Below are 17,066 nucleotides of genomic sequence, written 5' to 3' on the forward strand. Positions count from 1 at the left end.
GCGCTTACTCGGCCGCCTCCAGAACCGCACCGTGATCGAGGGCATTGGCCGTGTACTGGTCGATGCGGGCTTCGATTTCCGGGCGGAAGTTACGGATCAGGCCCTGGACCGGCCATGCGGCGGCGTCGCCGAGCGCACAGATGGTGTGCCCTTCGATCTGCTTGGTGACCTGGAACAGCATGTCGATTTCGCGCTTCTGGGCGTTGCCGCGCGCCATGCGCTCCATCACGCGCCACATCCAGCCCGTGCCTTCGCGGCAGGGCGTGCACTGGCCGCAGCTCTCATGCTTGAAGAAGGCCGAGATACGGGCGATCGCCTTGATGACGTCGGTGGACTTGTCCATGACGATCGAGGCGGCCGTGCCGAAGGAGGAGCCGACGGCGCGCAGGCCGTCGAAATCCATCGGGCAGTCCATGATGTCCTTGGCCGGAACGATCGGGCAGGATGCGCCGCCGGGAATGACGGCAAGCAGGTTGTCCCAGCCGCCACGAATGCCGCCGGCATGCTTGTCCACCAGTTCGCGGAAGGTGATGCCCATCGTTTCCTCGACCGTGCAGGGACGGTTGACGTGGCCCGAGAGCATGAACAGCTTGGTGCCGACATTGTTCGGACGGCCGAAGGAGGAGAACCAGCCGGCGCCACGGCGCAGGATAGTCGGGGCAACGGCGATCGATTCGACATTGTTGACCGTCGTCGGGCAGCCGTAGAGACCCATATTGGCCGGGAACGGCGGCTTCAGGCGCGGCTGGCCCTTCTTGCCTTCAAGGCTTTCGAGCAGCGCGGTCTCTTCGCCGCAGATATAGGCACCGGCGCCGTGGTGGACGAAAATGTCCATATCCCAGCCGAGCTTGTTGTTCTTGCCGAGAAGGCCCGCATCGTAGCACTCGTCGATTGCCGCCTGCAGGGCTTCGCGCTCGCGGATATATTCGCCGCGCACATAGATATAGGCGGTGTTGGCGCCCATGGCGAAGCTTGCCACCACGCAGCCTTCGATCAGCGTGTGCGGATCGTTGCGCATGATATCGCGGTCCTTGCAGGTACCGGGCTCCGATTCGTCGGCATTGACGACGAGATAGTGCGGACGGCCATCGTTCTGCTTCGGCATGAAGGACCATTTGAGGCCGGTCGGGAAGCCTGCGCCGCCACGGCCGCGAAGGCCGGACGCCTTCATTTCTTCGATGATCCAGTCGCGGCCCTTTTCGAGGATCTGCTTGGTGCCGTCCCAATGGCCGCGGCTCATCGCGCCCTTCAGGGACTTGTCCTTGAGGCCGTAGATATTGGTAAAGATGCGGTCTTTATCTTGCAGCATGTCTCACACCTCTTACCGCGGCTTCTTGCCGAAGACCTTGATATATTCCGCTTCGCCGCCCTTGGCGAGCGCCTTGGCCTGCTTGACCCAGTCGTCGCGCTCGATGCGGCCGCGGAAATTCAGGAACCCGTCGACCCATTCGCGTTCGGCCTTCTTCCAGGCCGCAATCTGCGCGAAGGTGAAGATGCCGATTTCATGCAACGTCGCTTCGATCTTCGGGCCGACGCCCGAGATCATCTTGAGATCGTCCGGAGCGGCGGGCCTTTCGATGCCGGCCGGGCGGTTCTTGTCGTTCAGCGACGGTTTTGGCGCGGCTTCCGCGGCAGGCTTTGCCACGGGTTCGGAAGCAGCCGTGCCGGACAGCGGCTGAGCTTCGGCAGCCTTGGCGTTCCTGGCCGATGCCTTGGGCGCCGTTGCCGGCGTCTTCAGCGACGCATTGGTTTCGGCATCGGTGCTCCTCGGGCGGGCGGCCTCGGAGGGCGGAACCGGCGCGGCGTCGGCCGGCTTGGCGGCCGGGGCTTCGGCAACGCGGGCGCGGGTGACGGCAATATCGTCCAGCAGCGTCGTCGGACCACCCTCGGGCGAGGAGAGATGACGGTCGATCTGCGGGCCGACCTTGACGCTCGCGCCGTTGCCGGCGGCAAAAACATCGATGATCTCTTCCAGGCGCTCCGGCGTCAGGTCCTCGTAGGTGTCCTTGCCGATCATCACCATCGGAGCATTGACGCAGGCCCCGAGACACTCGACCTCTTCCCAGGAGAGCGTGCCTTCGGCATTGCGCTCGAACGGGTGGTGGTGGATCTTGCTGCGGCAGACGTCCATCAGCTTTTCCGAGCCGCGCAGCATGCAGGGCGTCGTGCCGCAGACCTGCACGTGAGCGCGGGTGCCGACCGGATGCAGCTGGAACTGGGTGTAGAAAGTCGCCACTTCGAGAACGCGGATATAGGCCATGTCCAGCATGTCGGCGATCTTTTCGATCGCCGCTCGCGTGACCCAACCGTCCTGTTCCTGCGCGCGCATCAGCAGCGGAATGACCGCGGATTGCTGACGGCCTGCGGGATATTTCTGGATCGTCTTTTCCGCCCAGGCCGCGTTTTCATCGCTGAAAGCGAATGCGGCCGGCTGGAATTGATCTTCGGCTAATCGACGAACGGACATTCTTCCTCACGCCTTGTCAGTTTAGCGTTCCACACCGCGAAGCAGTCAAGGACTGCATTTCACAGGCATAGGCCGACTGGTCTTTTTGCATAAATACCACAAACTTGCCGCCATTCGGCACAGCGGCCTTGATCTCGTAGCCCTTGGACAAAAGCTCGCCCATGGACGATTGCTCTGCCGGCTGCTGCGCCTCCTCGTGACCCAGCGGCGTGCCGAGCTTGCCGGCTTCCTGCGCAAGAGCGGCAGAGGCCGAGAGAAGAAGTGCAGCTGCGAGCGGCAGAGCCTGCATTACCGGTCCACCTCGCCGAAGACGATGTCGAGCGAACCGAGAACGGCCGCGACGTCGGCAAGCTGGTGGCCACGGCACATGAAGTCCATCGCCTGCAGATGCGCATAACCCGGAGCACGGATCTTGCAGCGGTACGGCTTGTTGGTGCCGTCGGAGACGAGGTAGACGCCGAACTCGCCCTTCGGCGCCTCGACGGCTGCGTAAACCTCGCCGGCCGGAACGTGATAACCTTCGGTATAGAGCTTGAAGTGGTGGATGAGCGCTTCCATCGACCGCTTCATCTCGCCGCGCTTCGGCGGAACGACCTTGCCGTCGATCGACGAGAAGGGACCGGTCCTGGCGTCGCCGAGCAGGCGGTTCACGCATTGCTTCATGATCTTGCAGGATTCGCGCATTTCGATCATGCGGATCAGGTAACGGTCGTAACAGTCGCCGTTCTTGCCGATCGGGATGTCGAACTCGAGATCCGAATAACATTCGTAGGGCTGCGCGCGGCGCAGGTCCCAGGCAGCACCCGAACCGCGCACCATGACGCCCGAGAAGCCCCAGGCCCAGCAATCTTCCAGCGAGACGACGCCGATATCGACGTTACGCTGCTTGAAGATGCGATTGCCGGTCAGAAGGTCGTCAATATCGTCGAGCTTGGACGGGAATTCGTCGCACCACTTGCCGATGTCCTGCACCAGCTGTTCCGGCAGATCCTGATGAACGCCGCCCGGACGGAAATAGGCAGCATGCATGCGCGCGCCGCAGGCACCCTCGTAGAACACCATCAGCTTCTCGCGCTCCTCGAAGCCCCAGAGCGGCGGCGTCAGCGCGCCGACGTCCATGGCCTGCGTGGTGACGTTCAGCAGATGCGACAGGATACGGCCGATTTCCGAGTAGAGAACGCGGATCAACTGGCCGCGAATCGGGATCTCGATGCCGAGCAGCTTTTCGACCGCCAGCGCATAGGCATGTTCCTGGTTCATCGGCGCGACGTAGTCGAGGCGATCGAAATAGGGAACGGCCTGAAGATAGGTCTTGGTCTCGATCAGCTTTTCGGTACCGCGGTGCAGCAGGCCGATATGCGGATCGACGCGCTCCACGATTTCGCCGTCAAGCTCCAGCACAAGACGCAGAACGCCGTGCGCTGCCGGATGCTGCGGCCCGAAATTGATGTTGAAGTTACGGACGTTATGTTCGGTCATGCTGCGTGCTCCATGCCAAACGCGCTGCCAATCAAGCCAATAGCGAATGGCGAATAGCGAATAGTTTCGTTCAGTCTCATCACTTCTCCTGGAGACTCCGTATTAGCGCCCGAATCATCCGTCCGATTTCGTCGCACCTTCCGGCCATCTGCCTGAACTCGCCCTCATCGATCAAACCAATACGATGAGAAATGAGCATATGCGTTTCCAATTCCTTCAGCGAACCCTGGGAGATACGCAAAAACTGAATGAAACTTCCCGTGACTTCACGACCGTGCCCTTCAGCAATGTTGGCGGCAATCGAAGTCGCCGCCCTGCGTATCTGGGCCGTCAGACCATAGACCTCCTCCTTCGGAAATCTTTGAGTCAACTGATAACACTCTACCGCAAGGTCGATTGCCACCTGCCAGACCCTAAGATCCTTGTAGGAGTTTATCGTCTGCACGCCCCTTCCAACTATTCGCTATTCGCTACTCACTATTCGCGTTACTGCTTCGCCTTTTCATCCCCCGGCAGCACGTATTCCGTGCCTTCCCAGGGGGACAAGAAATCGAAATTGCGGAATTCCTGCTTCAGTTCCACCGGCTCGTAAACGACGCGCTTTGCCGCATCGTCGTAGCGGACTTCGACGAAACCGGTCGTCGGGAAGTCCTTGCGCAGCGGGTGGCCTTCGAAACCGTAGTCGGTCAGGATGCGGCGCAGGTCCGGATGGCCGGTGAAGAGGACGCCGTACATGTCCCAGGTTTCGCGCTCGAACCAGTCGGCGCCCGGATAGACGGCGCAGGCGGAGGGAACCGGCGTATCCTCGTCGGTCGCCACCTTGACGCGGATGCGCAGGTTCTGTTTCGGAGACAGAAGATGGTAGACGACATCGAAGCGCAGTTCGCGCTGCGGCCAGTCGACCCCGCAAATATCCGTCAGGTTGACGAAGCCGCACTTGGCGTCGTCACGCAGGAAGGTCAGCAGCGGGATCAGGTTTTCGCCGGTCGTCGTCAGCGTCAGCTCGCCGTATTTCAGCTGCGAGGCGGCAATCAGGTTGCCGCGTGCTTGCGAAAGATACGACGAAAGCTCAGTGAGGGCTTCGCTCATAATGTCCTGTCCTTGCCCTTAGCGTTCGATCGTGCCGGTGCGGCGGATCTTCTTCTGCAGCAGAAGCACGCCGTAAAGCAGCGCCTCTGCCGTGGGGGGACAGCCCGGCACGTAGATGTCGATCGGCACGACGCGGTCGCAGCCGCGAACCACCGAATAGGAATAGTGGTAATAGCCGCCGCCATTGGCGCAGGAGCCCATGGAGATGACGTAACGCGGCTCCGGCATCTGGTCGTAGACCTTGCGCAGCGCCGGCGCCATCTTGTTGGTCAGCGTACCGGCGACGATCATGACGTCCGACTGGCGCGGCGAGGCGCGCGGGGCAAAACCGAAGCGCTCGACGTCGTAACGCGGCATGGAGAGCTGCATCATCTCGACGGCGCAGCAGGCAAGACCGAAGGTCATCCACATCAGCGAGCCGGTACGAGCCCAGTTGATCAACTCGTCGGTCGAGGTGACGAGAAAACCCTTGTCGGCGAGCTCATTGTTGATCTCGCCGAAGAACGCGTCATTGCTGCCGATCGGCTTGCCGGTCGAGGGATCGATGACCCCCTTCGGCTGCGGTGCCACGAGCGTCTGATTGCCAGCGGGGACTACTCCCATTCCAGGGCTCCCTTCTTCCATTCATAGATAAAGCCGATGGTCAGCACGAAGAGGAAGACCATCATGGACCAGAAGCCGAACCAGCCGATCGCGCCGAAGGAAACGGCCCAGGGGAAAAGGAAGGCAACTTCAAGGTCGAAGATGATGAAGAGAATCGACACGAGGTAGAAGCGGATATCGAACTTCATGCGGGCGTCGTCGAATGCGTTGAAGCCGCATTCGTAGGCCGAGAGCTTTTCCGAATCGGGCGCCTTGAAGGCAACGGCAAACGGCGCAATGAGAAGCGCCAGGCCGATTACGAGCGCGATGCCGATGAAAATAGCGATCGGAATATAGGAACTGAGCAGTTCGGTCATCATGTTCATCCCTGCTTGCCGGCGGCGCCGGGCGGCGCAACTGGGCAAATGCCCGGCAAGCGAACGTGCGTTGCAACAAGCCGTGGTTAGCGCAGCCGGAGCCCCGGCGCAAGACTTTTACAGAAGCTATTCGAACAGTGCCGGACGGACATTATCAAGCAGATGCAATGATGTCGCGACAAATCCGCAAATGTCGTGGAAGGCCGCATGGCTGACCCTCGGAAACTGCATGGCTTTTCGGAGATGAATGGCGCGAGTGACGGGGCTCGAACCCGCGACCTCCGGCGTGACAGGCCGGCACTCTAACCGACTGAGCTACACCCGCGCATTGGACCTTTCGGACCATGAGGATAACACGAAACCGGACCGACAGCGACGATTTGCCGCCTGCCTTGAAATGGCGCGAGTGACGGGGCTCGAACCCGCGACCTCCGGCGTGACAGGCCGGCACTCTAACCGACTGAGCTACACCCGCATTCTTTCAAGCAATCCGGTGCCTGGGCACCCTCTCCGAACGGGCTGGCCGTTTGGATGAGCGGCTAACTAAGGGGTTCCCCATTTAGTGTCAAGCAGGTTTGGAGACAAAACCATGACAGTCCGGAAATTGTTTCGGAAAGCCTTTGCCGATCTCCCGCCAATCCGGCAATTCCGCCTTGGCAACGCCGTGTCGCGAGGGCCCGTCCGGGCGCGCCGCTTTTCCACAGACCTTTGGCCCTTGCGCTTGCGCGGTCCTGCCGCCGCACCGGCCGCGCGATCCGCAGGCAAGCGCGAATCGCCTCCATGCGCCGCTTGTCGGCTCGCGTCCGGCTCAGGCCCTGCCGGCATATTGTTCGTCGCTGACCTGCTCCAGCCAGTCTGCGGCGCTGCCGTTCAGCGCTTCGTGGATGGCGATGTGGCTCATCGCCGTCTGCGGGCTTGCGCCATGCCAATGTTTCTCGCCCGGCGCGAACCAGACGACATCGCCGGGGCGGACTTCCCTGATTTCTCCGCCCCAGGTCTGAACGAGCCCCCTGCCGGCGGTCACGATCAATGTCTGGCCCAGGGGATGGGTATGCCAGGCGGTGCGCGCGCCCGGTTCGAAGGTCACATGCGCGGCCCGCACGCGGGCCGGCTCAGGCGCTTCGACGAGCGGATCCAGCCGGACCGAACCGGTGAAATAATCAGCCTGGGCCTTCGTCGAGGGGCGCGAACCTGCAGTCTTGATATCCATGGTCTTTCCTGTTCTTGCGTCGTCTGCCGTTGAAGCCGTCGCGCACAAGGATATTTGATCGCAGCAGGCGATCCAAGCGGCATCGGCGATTGCCGCCCTCCCCGGTGCCTGCTACTGCGAGGGCCTTTCATCACGAACGGAGGATTTTTCATGAAACATCATGCTTTCGGCCGCCTGCCCTTTACCGTCACCGATGTCGGCTTCGGCGCCTGGCAGATCGGCGGCTCCTGGGGCGACGTCAGCGAAGCGGACGGCCGCGCAGCGCTGAATGCCGCGCTCGACGCCGGCATGACCTTCATCGATACCGCCGACGTTTACGGCGACGGGCGCTCCGAAAAGATCATTGCCGACGTGCTGAAGGCGCGGGGCGGCCAACGCCCGATGGTTGCGACCAAGGCCGGCCGCCGTCTCAACCCGCATGTCGCCGAGGGCTACAACAAGGCCAATCTCGAAGGCTTCATCGACCGCAGCCTCAAGAACCTGCAGGTGGACAGTCTCGATCTCGTGCAGTTGCACTGCCCGCCGACGGAGGTGCTCTACCGCCCGGAGGTCTTCGCGGCTCTGGACGAGCTGCAGAAGGCAGGCAAGATCAAGGGCTACGGGGTCAGCGTCGAGAAGGTCGAGGAAGCCTTGAAGGCGATCGAATATCCCGGCGTCGTCAGCATCCAGATCATCTACAACATCTTCCGCCAGCGTCCCGATCACCTCTTCTTCGGCGAAGCCCGCCGCAAGAACGTGGCGGTCATCGCGCGGGTGCCGCTCGCAAGCGGCCTCCTGTCCGGCAAGATCACCCGCGACACCCAGTTCGCGAGCGATGACCACCGCAGCTTCAACCGTCACGGCGAAGCCTTCGATGTCGGCGAGACCTTCGCGGGCGTGCCTTTCGAGGTCGGCCTACAGGCGGTCGAGGACGTGCGCAAGCTCGTCCCCGCCGGTGCCGGCATGGCGGCCTTCGCGCTGCGCTGGATCCTGATGGCGGAGGCCGTCACCGTCGTCATTCCCGGCGCACGCAATGCCCAACAGGCGAGCGCGAATGCGGCCGCCGCCGATCTTGCGCCGCTTTCGGCCGACGTCATGGCGGCGACGCGCGAAATCTACGAGCGCCTGATCGCGCCGCATGTGCATCAGCGCTGGTAGGCGCCGGCAGATCGTCCGGCCCGGACAGCACTTTCCGTCCGGGCCGGAGACCATGTCAGACCGTCACGACGATCTTGCCGAACTGCTCGTTCGATTCCAGAAAGCGGTGCGCCTCGACCATCTGCTCGAAAGGAAAGGTCCTGGCGATGACGGGCTTGAGCGCAGCGGATGCGAGGCCATCGAGAATGAAAGCCTTTGCCGCCGCCAGCCGCACGGGATCGCGCACGATCTCATGAACCAGATAGCCGCGTAAGGTCAGGCATTTGCCGAGCACGGCGGCAAGCGGAAACGGCGTCGGCTGCGGGCTCAGGCCACCATATTCGATGAGAATGCCACCCGGCGACATCGCCGCCGTCAGCGGTTCGAAGATCGAACCGGCGACGGCATCGAAGACGACGCGCAGGCCATCCGGGCCGGCGATTTCCTTGAGCCGCCTTTCCACGTCCTCCTCCTGCGAGGCGATGACGTCGGCAGCACCGGCTTCACGCAACGGCTGGCGTTTCGACGAGGTCCTGGTGATCGCGACCGGCGTCGCGCCGACCGTGTTGGCGATCTGGATGGCGGCGAGCCCGACGCTGCTGGAGGCCGCGGTGACGGCGACAAAATCGCCCTTGCCCAACCGGGCAATATCGACGAGCGCGCCGTAGGCCGTCAGATACGGCATCCAGACGGCGGCGGCCGCCTCCCAGGAGAGCGCCGGCGGATGCCTGACGACGAATTCGGCGGGAAAATTGATAAGCTCGCCATAAGCCGGCCAGCGGACCATGGAGATCGGCGGGACGATGCTGACAGCATCGCCGGGCGCAAAACCATCCACGCCCTCGCCTGCCGTATCGACCAGACCGGCCGCCTCGAGACCCAGACCCGAAGGCAGCGGCGCCGTCTCGATATAGGCGCCGGAGCGCAACAGCGCTTCGGCGCGGTTGATGCCGAGCGCCTTGACGCGGATCCGGACCTGCCCCGGCCCCGGTGCCGGAATATCCAGGTCCTCGATGCGAAGAACCTCGGGACCGCCGATCTCGTGAAAGCGGATTACGCGTGCCATTTGCCAACGACTCCAAAACAATCGAACCGAATGAGCTATGACAGACGGATTATTGAAGATAAATTGGCCGGAAAGCACGACAGAATAAACTATGAGTTTTGAATATGGATCGTCTGACCAGCATGGCCGTCTTCGTGAAGGCCGTCGATCTCGGTTCGTTTGCGGCCGCGGCTGCCGCGCTCGGCCTGTCCGGGCCGATGGTCGGCAAACACATCCGTTTTCTGGAGGAGCGGCTGGGCGTCGGCCTCATCAACCGGACGACACGCCGGCAGAGCCTCACGGATTTCGGGCGCGCCTATTACGAGCGCTGCCGGCTGATCCTTGCCGAAGCGGAGGCCGCGGATGCGCTGGCGGTCGACCATCTCTCAGAGCCATGCGGAAAGCTGCGCGTCACCATGCCCGTGCATTTCGGCCGTCATTGCGTGCTTCCGGTTCTGACCGAACTTGCAAAGCGACATCCGAAGCTCGATCTCGACCTGTCGCTCGGCGATCCCATCACCGATCTTGCCGAGGGCGGATATGACCTTGCCATCCGCACAGGCGAACTGGAGGACAGGTCGGACCTCATCGCGCGTCGGCTCGCGCGCCAGCGCATGGTGGTCTGCGCCTCGCCGAACTATCTCGACATGCATGGCAGGCCGGATCGGATCGAGGATATCGGCAGGCACAAGGCGATCATCTATGCGCGCTCGGCCCGCTTCCGCCCCTGGCTCTTTCCGTGCGGCGATGCGCCGCCGCTGGAAGTGCGGCCGAATAGCCGGCTGCGGCTCGACGATCTCGATGCGATTGCCGATGCGGCAGCGGCCGATATGGGACTTGCCTGGCTGCCCTATTGGCTGATCCGCGACCGTGTGCAGGCAGGGACGCTGGAAGTGCTGCTGCCGGAACAGCCGGAATTTCTCTATGACTGCCATGCGCTATGGCTGCAGACCCCGCATTTGCCGCTCAAGGTCCGCCTTGCGGTCGATGCGCTCGCGACCGCTCTACCCGGCTTCATGACCTAGCGCCAAGGAAAAAGGCCGAGCGTCCGCCCGGCCTTTCCGTTCCCTGCAAAGGCGGTCTCAGTTCGTGGCGGTCAGGTTGACCGGGAAGAACAGGGTTTCGCCCGAGGAGTCGCTGACGCCGTCGTTGTCGGTCACGGCATAGGCCTTGCCCGAGGCGTCGAAGGCGAAGCCTTCCAGCTTGTCGAGAACGTAGCCGTTGGTGGCCGACTTCAGGTCGCCGATGAAATCATGGGCTTCCGTCTTCTTGACGACCGGCAGTTCGCCGCCGAGCTTGGCCGGCTTCAGGTCGGAGATTGCCACCTTGTAGAGCTTCTTCAGCCTGGCCGCATCGCCGACGAGGTTGTCACGCTCGATGATGTAGACGCTGTCGCCCTGAGCGGTGATTTCGGAGAGGCCGACCCAGCCGCTCTCGCTCTTGTCGAGCGGGTAGCGCACGCCGCCCCATTCCTTCTTTTTCGGATTATAGGAGAGGAGCTTCACGAAGCCCTTCTCGTCGTCGTTCCACTCGCGCTGCACGGCCATCCAGAGCGTCGTCTCGTCGCCGCTGCCGACGATCGTGACACCTTCGAAACCGTAGCGGATTTCGTTGGCGAGCAGCTCCTTCGGCAGGGCGATTTCGGTCTTGATGTCGCCCTTGGCGGTGACGTTGTACAGCGCGTGCGGCACGAGGCGCTCGGTATAACCTTCCGAAGCCAGCCAGAAGGAACCGTCGGCGGCAACGGCAATGCCTTCGATGTCGAGCTTCTGGGCCGGGGCGCCGTCACGCTTGACGACGAGCGCGTCAGTGATGACGGCCGGCTTCTTCGTGGCGTCGATCGTGTAGATCGTCGGCTGCGAGCCCAGCACGCTGTCGCTGACGGCATAGAGCATGCCCGGCTTGCCCGGAACGGCGGCAAGGCCCGAGAGGGCTGCGAAGCCGATCGGATTGCCGTCCTTTTCGGCCGAAACGATCTGCGGATAGGCCTTCTCGCCTTCGCCGCGCTGATAGATCATGACATGCGAACGCGGGCCGCCGTCCTCGCCGAGATCGACTTCGTTGGCGGTGGCCAGCAGATTGCGCTGCGGAATGGCGATTGCGCCTTCCGGAGAAACGCCCGACGGCAGGATCTGCAGCAGTTCCGGATCGGCGCCGGTATCCTTGTAGACGCCGACCACGGAGGCGCGCTCGGCGAGCAGGAAGAACAGGCTGTCATCGCCGAACTTGGCGGCTTCGAGACCTTCCGGCTCGACACCCTTCGACGAGGAGCGGCTTTCCGGATAGTGGCCGAGAGCGGCGACGGCGCGTTCGAAGGAGCCGCCGGATTCGAAGAGGACCTTGCCGGTCTTGTCGAAAATGGTGAAGCCGCGCGAACCGCCCTCGTAGTCGCCTTCGTTGGCGACGACGAGACGGTTGTCGTCCAGCCACTTGACGGCGTCGGGCTCGCGCAGGACGCCCTTCTTCTCGCCGGTGAACTTCAGGGCGCCGTCACGCTTGGTGTCGATGCCGGCAAGGTCGGTGCTGCCGGCTGTAAAGTGCGTCTTCACCGTGCCGGTGGCGCCGTCCAGAATGACGATCTCGTTGTTTTCCTGCAGCGTGAGCGCAATTTCGTTCTGGCTGTTGAAGGCAACGAATTCCGGTTCCGGATCTTCCGGGGCAACGCCTGCCAGGCCGGTCAGCGCGACATGCTTGATCGTGCCGCAATCGACGGTGCCGTCGGTCTTGACCTGGAAGACGACGAGGTCGCCTGCCGGCATCTGCGGAATCTTGCCGTCGTTGACCTCTTCGTCGCGCTCGTTTTCGATCGCGATGGTGCCGAGCGTCCGGTCCTTGTTGAGGGCGATCGAATCAGGCTGGCCGCCGAGATCGCAGGTCGCGTCGATCTTCTTCGTGGCGATATCGACGATGGCCAGACGGCCAGACGGCTTCTGCTTGCTTTCGCCGGTATTGACGGAGACCAGCGCCTTGCCGGCTGCCGTCGTGACCGAGGTCGGCTCGCCATCCATCATCAGCGCGCCGCCCGCCTTGGGGGCCTTGGCGTCGGTGATGTCGATGAAGCCGATCGCGCCGAGCGGGCTGTCGCTGTAGATCAGCGTGTTGCCGTCCTGCGAAGCGGTGATGATTTCGGCCGAGGTGGTCGAAAGCTTGTCCTTGTCGGCCGGCAGGTTGGTTGCGACCGGGAACGAGGCGATGCGGTTGAAAACAGGCTCGGCCGCTGCCGGGAAAGCAACGGATGCGAGAAGCACTGCAGCAAGCGCTGCCTTGCGCGAAAACGATGTCATTGAAAATCCCCCAATGTCGAAAAAATCGAACAGAGGGGTTTTGCGGGACTGCCATGACAGACACATGACAGTCCCGCAACTTTTCGTAGGGTTCGCGTCAGGCCGTTTCCCTTTCGCGGCGCATCTCGGTGCGCATGATGAAGAGCGAGGCGGCAAGAATGAGCGCAGCACCCAGCCACAGATAGCCGGCCGGCGCGTAACCGAAGAAAAGCCAGCCGGCGAGCACGTTCAAGGGCAGTTTCAGATCGTCGAAGGGCTGCACATAGGCAGCGTCGGCGCTGGCATAGGCGAGCGTCAGCAGATATTGGGCCACCACGGTCAGCAGGCCCGCCAGGAGGAAGAGCGCAAGTGTTCCGCCTGCCGGTATTGCAAAGCCCGCCGCAAGTGCAAGACCGCCATTGATCGGCGTCAGCAGCACCAGCAGCCAGACGGTGATCGTCTCCGGCTTTTCGATGCCGGTGAGGCTCTTGGTGATGAGCGAGGACGCGCCCCAGAGCAGGGCCGAGGCGACCGGCAGGAGCGCTGCCCAGGTGAAGCTGTCCGACCATGGCTGGAGGATGATCATCGCACCGGCAAAGCTGATGCTGGTCGCCGCCCAGCGGGCCGGGCCGACACGCTCGCCGAGGAACAGGCGCGCGCCGAGAATGATGAAGAAGGGCGAGGTCATGACAAGCGCGATGGCCTGCCAGATCGGCACGGAGGCGAGGCCGGAGACCCAGGCCTCGACGCCGAGCGCGGCAAAGGCGACGCGCACGAGATGCCGCCAGGGATAGCGGGTGCGCATGGCCGAAAGGCCGGCCTTGCGCAGGAAGGGCAAGGAAAAGAGGAAAGCGAAAGCATATTGCCAGAAGGCGGCTGACGCGGCCGGAAAGGCGAGCGTCATCGTCAACCATTGCGTGACGACGTTGAGAAGCGAGAAGGCAACGCCGCCCGCCACCATGAAAGCGGCACCGGCAAAAGCGCGCGAATGCGGCATTACGAGGGAATTCTGATTCATGTCTTCCATCCAGGACAGGGACCAAACATAAATCAGGACGCATGAGGCCACGGCACGCGGACGCGGCAGTCCCCTGCCCCGCGCGGCCATGCTCATTCTCTTTCATCCGGACTTTAACCGTCGGCTCCGGAATCGCACCGGATCTGCTGACCCTTCCGCGACCGAAGCTTCGGAAGGCGCTCGCGGGCTTGGGCCGAAACCCTTACCGCCGGTGGGGACTTTCACCCCGCCCTGAGAACATTGCCGTCGTAAGACAAAGTGCGGCGCGCGGCAAGCGGCGACAACAAAAAGGGGTCCGGCGCTGCCGAACCCCTCCAAATCCTGCGCGGCCGTTCTCGTTTACGGCCGGCGGACAATCTCGTATCAGCCGTTGACGGCGTCCTTCAGGCCCTTGCCGGGCGTGAACTTCGGCACGTTGCGGGCCGGAATGTCGACTTCGGCGCCGGTCGACGGGTTACGGCCCTTCGTGGCAGCGCGATGGGAAACCGTGAAGCTGCCGAAGCCAGCCAGGCGAACGTCGCCCTTGCTCTTCAGTTCAGCCTGTACAACGTCGAAAACTGCGTCGACGGCAGATGCTGCGTCAGACTTCGTCAGTCCAGCCTTTTCGGCTACTGCGGACACGAGTTCATTCTTGTTCATGTTTCCACCCCTTTCTAAATGGTATGAAACAACTCAATCTGTGAGCTAGGCGCAGAAATCGCTTTCATCAGGCCCGCCGGGAACCCAAAAACCCTGCAAATCAAGGAAAAGCAAGCGTCTACGTGAGGTTTTCACAAAAAAGGCCGGCGTTTGCGCCGGCCTTTCCACGCGTTTTGCAACATTTGGGCATAAATGAGGCGCCGACAGCTCAATGAGCTATGGTTGCGCCTGCTTCATCAAGCCCTTCGACCGTTGCGATGACAGGCGTATCAACCGTGCCATCCCATTCGATCGGCTCCGGACGACGGATCAGCGCATGCTTGATCACTTCGCCCATGCGGGAGACCGGAATGATCTCCATATTGTTCTTCACGTTGTCCGGAATCTCGGCCAGATCCTTCGCGTTCTCTTCCGGAATCAGCACCTTCTTGATGCCGCCGCGCAGTGCCGCGAGCAGCTTTTCCTTCAGGCCGCCGATCGGCAGGACGCGGCCGCGCAGGGTGATTTCACCCGTCATCGCCACATCCTTGCTGACCGGGATGCCGGTCATGATCGAGACGATCGCGGTTGCCATGGCGACGCCCGCTGAGGGACCATCCTTCGGCGTCGCGCCTTCCGGCAGATGCACGTGAATGTCGCTCTTGTCGAAGCGCGGCGGCTCGATGCCGAAATCGACGGCGCGCGAGCGGACGTAAGAGGCCGCCGCCGAAATCGATTCCTTCATCACTTCCTTCAGGTTGCCGGTGACGGTCATGCGGCCCTTGCCGGGCATCATGACGCCTTCGATCGTCAGCAGCTCACCGCCGACTTCCGTCCAGGCGAGACCCGTGACCACGCCGACCTGATCCTCGCGCTCGGCTTCGCCGTGGCGGAAGCGCGGAACGCCCAGATAGTCGTGGATGTTCTCGGCCGTGACATGAACCGACTTCGTCTTGCCCTTGATGATCTCGGTGACCGCCTTGCGGGCAAGCTTCATCAGCTCGCGTTCGAAGCTGCGCACGCCGGCTTCACGGGTGTACTGCTGGATGACCGCCATCAGGGCGCCGTCGCTGACCGAGAATTCGCTCGGCTGCAGCGCATGTTCCTTGATGGCCTTCGGCAGCAGGTGCCGCTTGGCAATCTCGCGCTTTTCGTCTTCGGTGTAGCCGGCGATACGGATGATCTCCATGCGGTCCATCAGCGGAGCCGGGATGTTCAGCGTATTCGCCGTCGTGATGAACATCACGTCCGACAGGTCGTATTCGACTTCCAGGTAATGGTCCATGAAGGTCGAGTTCTGGGCCGGATCGAGCACCTCGAGCAGGGCCGAAGATGGATCGCCGCGATAGTCCTGGCCGAGCTTGTCGATTTCATCGAGCAGGAACAGCGGGTTGGACTTCTTCGCCTTCTTCATCGACTGGATGACCTTGCCGGGCATCGAGCCGATATAGGTGCGGCGATGACCGCGGATTTCAGCTTCGTCACGGACGCCGCCGAGAGCCATGCGGACATATTCACGGCCGGTCGCCTTGGCGATCGACTGAGCGAGAGAGGTCTTGCCGACGCCCGGAGGGCCGACGAGGCACAGGATCGGGCCTTTGATCTTGGTGGCGCGGGCCTGAACCGCCAGATACTCGACGATGCGCTCCTTGACCTTGTCGAGACCGAAATGATCGGCTTCGAGGATCTTCTCGGCATTGTTGAGATCGGCCTTGATCTTCGACTTCTTGCCCCAGGGGATACCGAGCAGCCAGTCCAGATAGTTGCGAACGACGGTGGCTTCGGCCGACATCGGGCTCATCTGGCGCAGCTTCTTCAGTTCCGCGTCGGCCTTTTCACGGGCTTCCTTGGACAGCTTGGTCTTGGCGATGCGCTCTTCCAGTTCGCTCATCTCGTCGCGGCCTTCCTCGCCGTCGCCGAGTTCCTTCTGGATCGCCTTCATCTGCTCATTCAGGTAGTATTCGCGCTGGGTCTTCTCCATCTGGCGCTTGACGCGCGAGCGGATGCGCTTTTCGACCTGCAGGACCGAGATCTCGCCTTCCATGAAGCCGAGCGCCTTTTCGAGGCGGGCCTTGACGCTGGTGGTTTCCAGCATCTCCTGCTTCTCGGTGATCTTGATCGACAGGTGCGAGGCGACCGTATCGGCGAGCTTGGAATAATCGTCGATCTGGCTGGCCGCGCCGACGACCTCGGGCGAGATCTTCTTGTTGAGCTTCACGTAGCTTTCGAATTCCGACACGACGGAACGCGACAGCGCTTCCAGCTCGACCGGATCGTCATGCGGCTCTTCGAGCACATGGCCGAGGGCTTCGTAGAAATCTTCGCGGCTCGTATAGGTATCGATCTCGGCGCGGGCGCGGCCTTCGACCAGAACCTTGACGGTGCCGTCAGGCAGTTTCAGGAGCTGCAGCACGTTGGCGACCGTACCGACGCGGTGGATCGCGGACGGGTCCGGATCGTCGTCGCTGGCGTTGATCTGGGTAACGAGCATGATCTGCTTGTCGGAACCCATGACCTCTTCGAGCGCACGGATCGACTTTTCCCGCCCGACGAACAGCGGCACGATCATATGGGGGAAAACCACGATGTCGCGCAGGGGAAGAACAGGATAGGCGGTGCTGCTCGCTACAGACGTTTTCTTCGTCATTTTTATTCCTTTCCATCGTCCCGTTACCGGGCTCTTTGGCGCGGCCGCTTGGGACCGGCCGGCACTCTACTTGCTGTTACAAGTGGAGGTTCTGACTACGCTTTTCAAGCCACGTTAACGCCCGCGTTCCACGGATGTGACAGCTTTATTACAAT

Annotated in this window: 16 protein-coding genes, 2 tRNA genes and 1 riboswitch; of the genes, 2 read left to right on the forward strand and 16 right to left on the reverse strand. The window is 62.3% G+C overall.

What is annotated here, in order from left to right:
- Window positions 1–4 precede the first annotated feature (4 nt).
- The 11 genes from nuoF to ACU8HS_RS01885 form a co-directional block, all read right to left on the reverse strand.
- Window positions 5–1,309: an NADH-quinone oxidoreductase subunit NuoF gene (gene nuoF, locus ACU8HS_RS01835; protein ID WP_112566284.1), complete on the reverse strand. Its 1,305-nt coding sequence runs from the start codon at window positions 1,307–1,309 to the stop codon at window positions 5–7.
- A 12-nt stretch (window positions 1,310–1,321) separates the two neighbouring features.
- A complete protein-coding gene (locus ACU8HS_RS01840; protein ID WP_447015300.1) occupies window positions 1,322–2,467 on the reverse strand; it encodes an NADH-quinone oxidoreductase subunit E in 1,146 nt (381 codons plus the stop codon).
- 16 nt (window positions 2,468–2,483) lie between these two features.
- Window positions 2,484–2,756, reverse strand: coding sequence for a hypothetical protein (locus tag ACU8HS_RS01845; protein ID WP_377314211.1), 273 nt, complete (start codon window positions 2,754–2,756; stop codon window positions 2,484–2,486).
- On the reverse strand, window positions 2,756–3,946 hold the full coding sequence (locus ACU8HS_RS01850) for an NADH-quinone oxidoreductase subunit D (RefSeq protein WP_447015301.1): 1,191 nt from the start codon (window positions 3,944–3,946) through the stop codon (window positions 2,756–2,758). The genes ACU8HS_RS01845 and ACU8HS_RS01850 overlap by 1 nt, the downstream gene beginning before the upstream one ends.
- Before the next feature lie 79 nt (window positions 3,947–4,025).
- Window positions 4,026–4,391: a four helix bundle protein gene (locus ACU8HS_RS01855; protein ID WP_447015302.1), complete on the reverse strand. Its 366-nt coding sequence runs from the start codon at window positions 4,389–4,391 to the stop codon at window positions 4,026–4,028.
- A 41-nt stretch (window positions 4,392–4,432) separates the two neighbouring features.
- The gene (locus ACU8HS_RS01860; protein WP_112566276.1) at window positions 4,433–5,035 is read right to left on the reverse strand and encodes an NADH-quinone oxidoreductase subunit C; all 603 of its coding nucleotides are present in this window, start codon (window positions 5,033–5,035) and stop codon (window positions 4,433–4,435) included.
- A gap of 18 nt (window positions 5,036–5,053) precedes the next feature.
- Window positions 5,054–5,638, reverse strand: a complete 585-nt coding sequence (locus tag ACU8HS_RS01865) for a NuoB/complex I 20 kDa subunit family protein (protein WP_447015303.1) — start codon at window positions 5,636–5,638, stop codon at window positions 5,054–5,056.
- Window positions 5,629–5,994: an NADH-quinone oxidoreductase subunit A gene (locus ACU8HS_RS01870; protein WP_097611397.1), complete on the reverse strand. Its 366-nt coding sequence runs from the start codon at window positions 5,992–5,994 to the stop codon at window positions 5,629–5,631. The genes ACU8HS_RS01865 and ACU8HS_RS01870 overlap by 10 nt, the downstream gene beginning before the upstream one ends.
- A 248-nt stretch (window positions 5,995–6,242) precedes the next feature.
- Window positions 6,243–6,319, reverse strand: a tRNA-Asp gene (locus ACU8HS_RS01875).
- Window positions 6,320–6,392: 73 nt separating this feature from the next.
- Window positions 6,393–6,469, reverse strand: a tRNA-Asp gene (locus ACU8HS_RS01880).
- A gap of 333 nt (window positions 6,470–6,802) precedes the next feature.
- Window positions 6,803–7,204, reverse strand: a complete 402-nt coding sequence (locus tag ACU8HS_RS01885) for a (R)-mandelonitrile lyase (RefSeq protein WP_112702948.1) — start codon at window positions 7,202–7,204, stop codon at window positions 6,803–6,805.
- A gap of 150 nt (window positions 7,205–7,354) precedes the next feature.
- Between ACU8HS_RS01885 and ACU8HS_RS01890 the strand changes: the two genes are divergently transcribed.
- Window positions 7,355–8,341, forward strand: a complete 987-nt coding sequence (locus ACU8HS_RS01890; protein ID WP_113412394.1) for an aldo/keto reductase — start codon at window positions 7,355–7,357, stop codon at window positions 8,339–8,341.
- A gap of 55 nt (window positions 8,342–8,396) precedes the next feature.
- On the opposite strand, the gene ACU8HS_RS01895 is transcribed toward ACU8HS_RS01890, so the two are convergent.
- On the reverse strand, window positions 8,397–9,386 hold the full coding sequence (locus ACU8HS_RS01895; protein WP_113412395.1) for a zinc-dependent alcohol dehydrogenase family protein: 990 nt from the start codon (window positions 9,384–9,386) through the stop codon (window positions 8,397–8,399).
- Between the two features lie 104 nt (window positions 9,387–9,490).
- On the opposite strand from ACU8HS_RS01895, the gene ACU8HS_RS01900 reads away from it, so the two are divergent.
- On the forward strand, window positions 9,491–10,390 hold the full coding sequence (locus tag ACU8HS_RS01900) for a LysR family transcriptional regulator (protein WP_113412396.1): 900 nt from the start codon (window positions 9,491–9,493) through the stop codon (window positions 10,388–10,390).
- 57 nt (window positions 10,391–10,447) lie between these two features.
- On the opposite strand, the gene ACU8HS_RS01905 is transcribed toward ACU8HS_RS01900, so the two are convergent.
- The 4 genes from ACU8HS_RS01905 to lon form a co-directional block, all read right to left on the reverse strand.
- Window positions 10,448–12,649, reverse strand: a complete 2,202-nt coding sequence (locus ACU8HS_RS01905) for an esterase-like activity of phytase family protein (protein ID WP_447015304.1) — start codon at window positions 12,647–12,649, stop codon at window positions 10,448–10,450.
- 97 nt (window positions 12,650–12,746) lie between these two features.
- Window positions 12,747–13,655 (reverse strand): DMT family transporter, encoded by a 909-nt coding sequence (locus ACU8HS_RS01910; RefSeq protein ID WP_447015305.1) that lies wholly within the window; start codon window positions 13,653–13,655, stop codon window positions 12,747–12,749.
- Between the two features lie 81 nt (window positions 13,656–13,736).
- Window positions 13,737–13,889: riboswitch (FMN riboswitch) on the reverse strand.
- Between the two features lie 120 nt (window positions 13,890–14,009).
- Window positions 14,010–14,285: an HU family DNA-binding protein gene (locus ACU8HS_RS01915; protein WP_018114459.1), complete on the reverse strand. Its 276-nt coding sequence runs from the start codon at window positions 14,283–14,285 to the stop codon at window positions 14,010–14,012.
- 208 nt (window positions 14,286–14,493) lie between these two features.
- Window positions 14,494–16,911 (reverse strand): endopeptidase La, encoded by a 2,418-nt coding sequence (gene lon / locus ACU8HS_RS01920; RefSeq protein ID WP_112566253.1) that lies wholly within the window; start codon window positions 16,909–16,911, stop codon window positions 14,494–14,496.
- Window positions 16,912–17,066: the final 155 nt, after the last annotated feature.

Source organism: Rhizobium sp. KDH_Rht_773_N (genome assembly GCF_052946295.1).

Bases quoted from the DNA above. Each gene is read 5' to 3' on its own strand.
- nuoF (WP_112566284.1), bottom strand. From the start codon at position 1,309: ATGCTGCAAGATAAAGACCGCATCTTTACCAATATCTACGGCCTCAAG.
- ACU8HS_RS01840 (WP_447015300.1), bottom strand. From the start codon at position 2,467: ATGTCCGTTCGTCGATTAGCCGAAGATCAATTCCAGCCGGCCGCATTC.
- ACU8HS_RS01845 (WP_377314211.1), bottom strand. From the start codon at position 2,756: ATGCAGGCTCTGCCGCTCGCAGCTGCACTTCTTCTCTCGGCCTCTGCC.
- ACU8HS_RS01850 (WP_447015301.1), bottom strand. From the start codon at position 3,946: ATGACCGAACATAACGTCCGTAACTTCAACATCAATTTCGGGCCGCAG.
- ACU8HS_RS01860 (WP_112566276.1), bottom strand. From the start codon at position 5,035: ATGAGCGAAGCCCTCACTGAGCTTTCGTCGTATCTTTCGCAAGCACGC.
- ACU8HS_RS01865 (WP_447015303.1), bottom strand. From the start codon at position 5,638: ATGGGAGTAGTCCCCGCTGGCAATCAGACGCTCGTGGCACCGCAGCCG.
- ACU8HS_RS01870 (WP_097611397.1), bottom strand. From the start codon at position 5,994: ATGACCGAACTGCTCAGTTCCTATATTCCGATCGCTATTTTCATCGGC.
- ACU8HS_RS01885 (WP_112702948.1), bottom strand. From the start codon at position 7,204: ATGGATATCAAGACTGCAGGTTCGCGCCCCTCGACGAAGGCCCAGGCT.
- ACU8HS_RS01890 (WP_113412394.1), top strand. From the start codon at position 7,355: ATGAAACATCATGCTTTCGGCCGCCTGCCCTTTACCGTCACCGATGTC.
- ACU8HS_RS01895 (WP_113412395.1), bottom strand. From the start codon at position 9,386: ATGGCACGCGTAATCCGCTTTCACGAGATCGGCGGTCCCGAGGTTCTT.
- ACU8HS_RS01900 (WP_113412396.1), top strand. From the start codon at position 9,491: ATGGATCGTCTGACCAGCATGGCCGTCTTCGTGAAGGCCGTCGATCTC.
- ACU8HS_RS01905 (WP_447015304.1), bottom strand. From the start codon at position 12,649: ATGACATCGTTTTCGCGCAAGGCAGCGCTTGCTGCAGTGCTTCTCGCA.
- ACU8HS_RS01910 (WP_447015305.1), bottom strand. From the start codon at position 13,655: ATGGAAGACATGAATCAGAATTCCCTCGTAATGCCGCATTCGCGCGCT.
- ACU8HS_RS01915 (WP_018114459.1), bottom strand. From the start codon at position 14,285: ATGAACAAGAATGAACTCGTGTCCGCAGTAGCCGAAAAGGCTGGACTG.
- lon (WP_112566253.1), bottom strand. From the start codon at position 16,911: ATGACGAAGAAAACGTCTGTAGCGAGCAGCACCGCCTATCCTGTTCTT.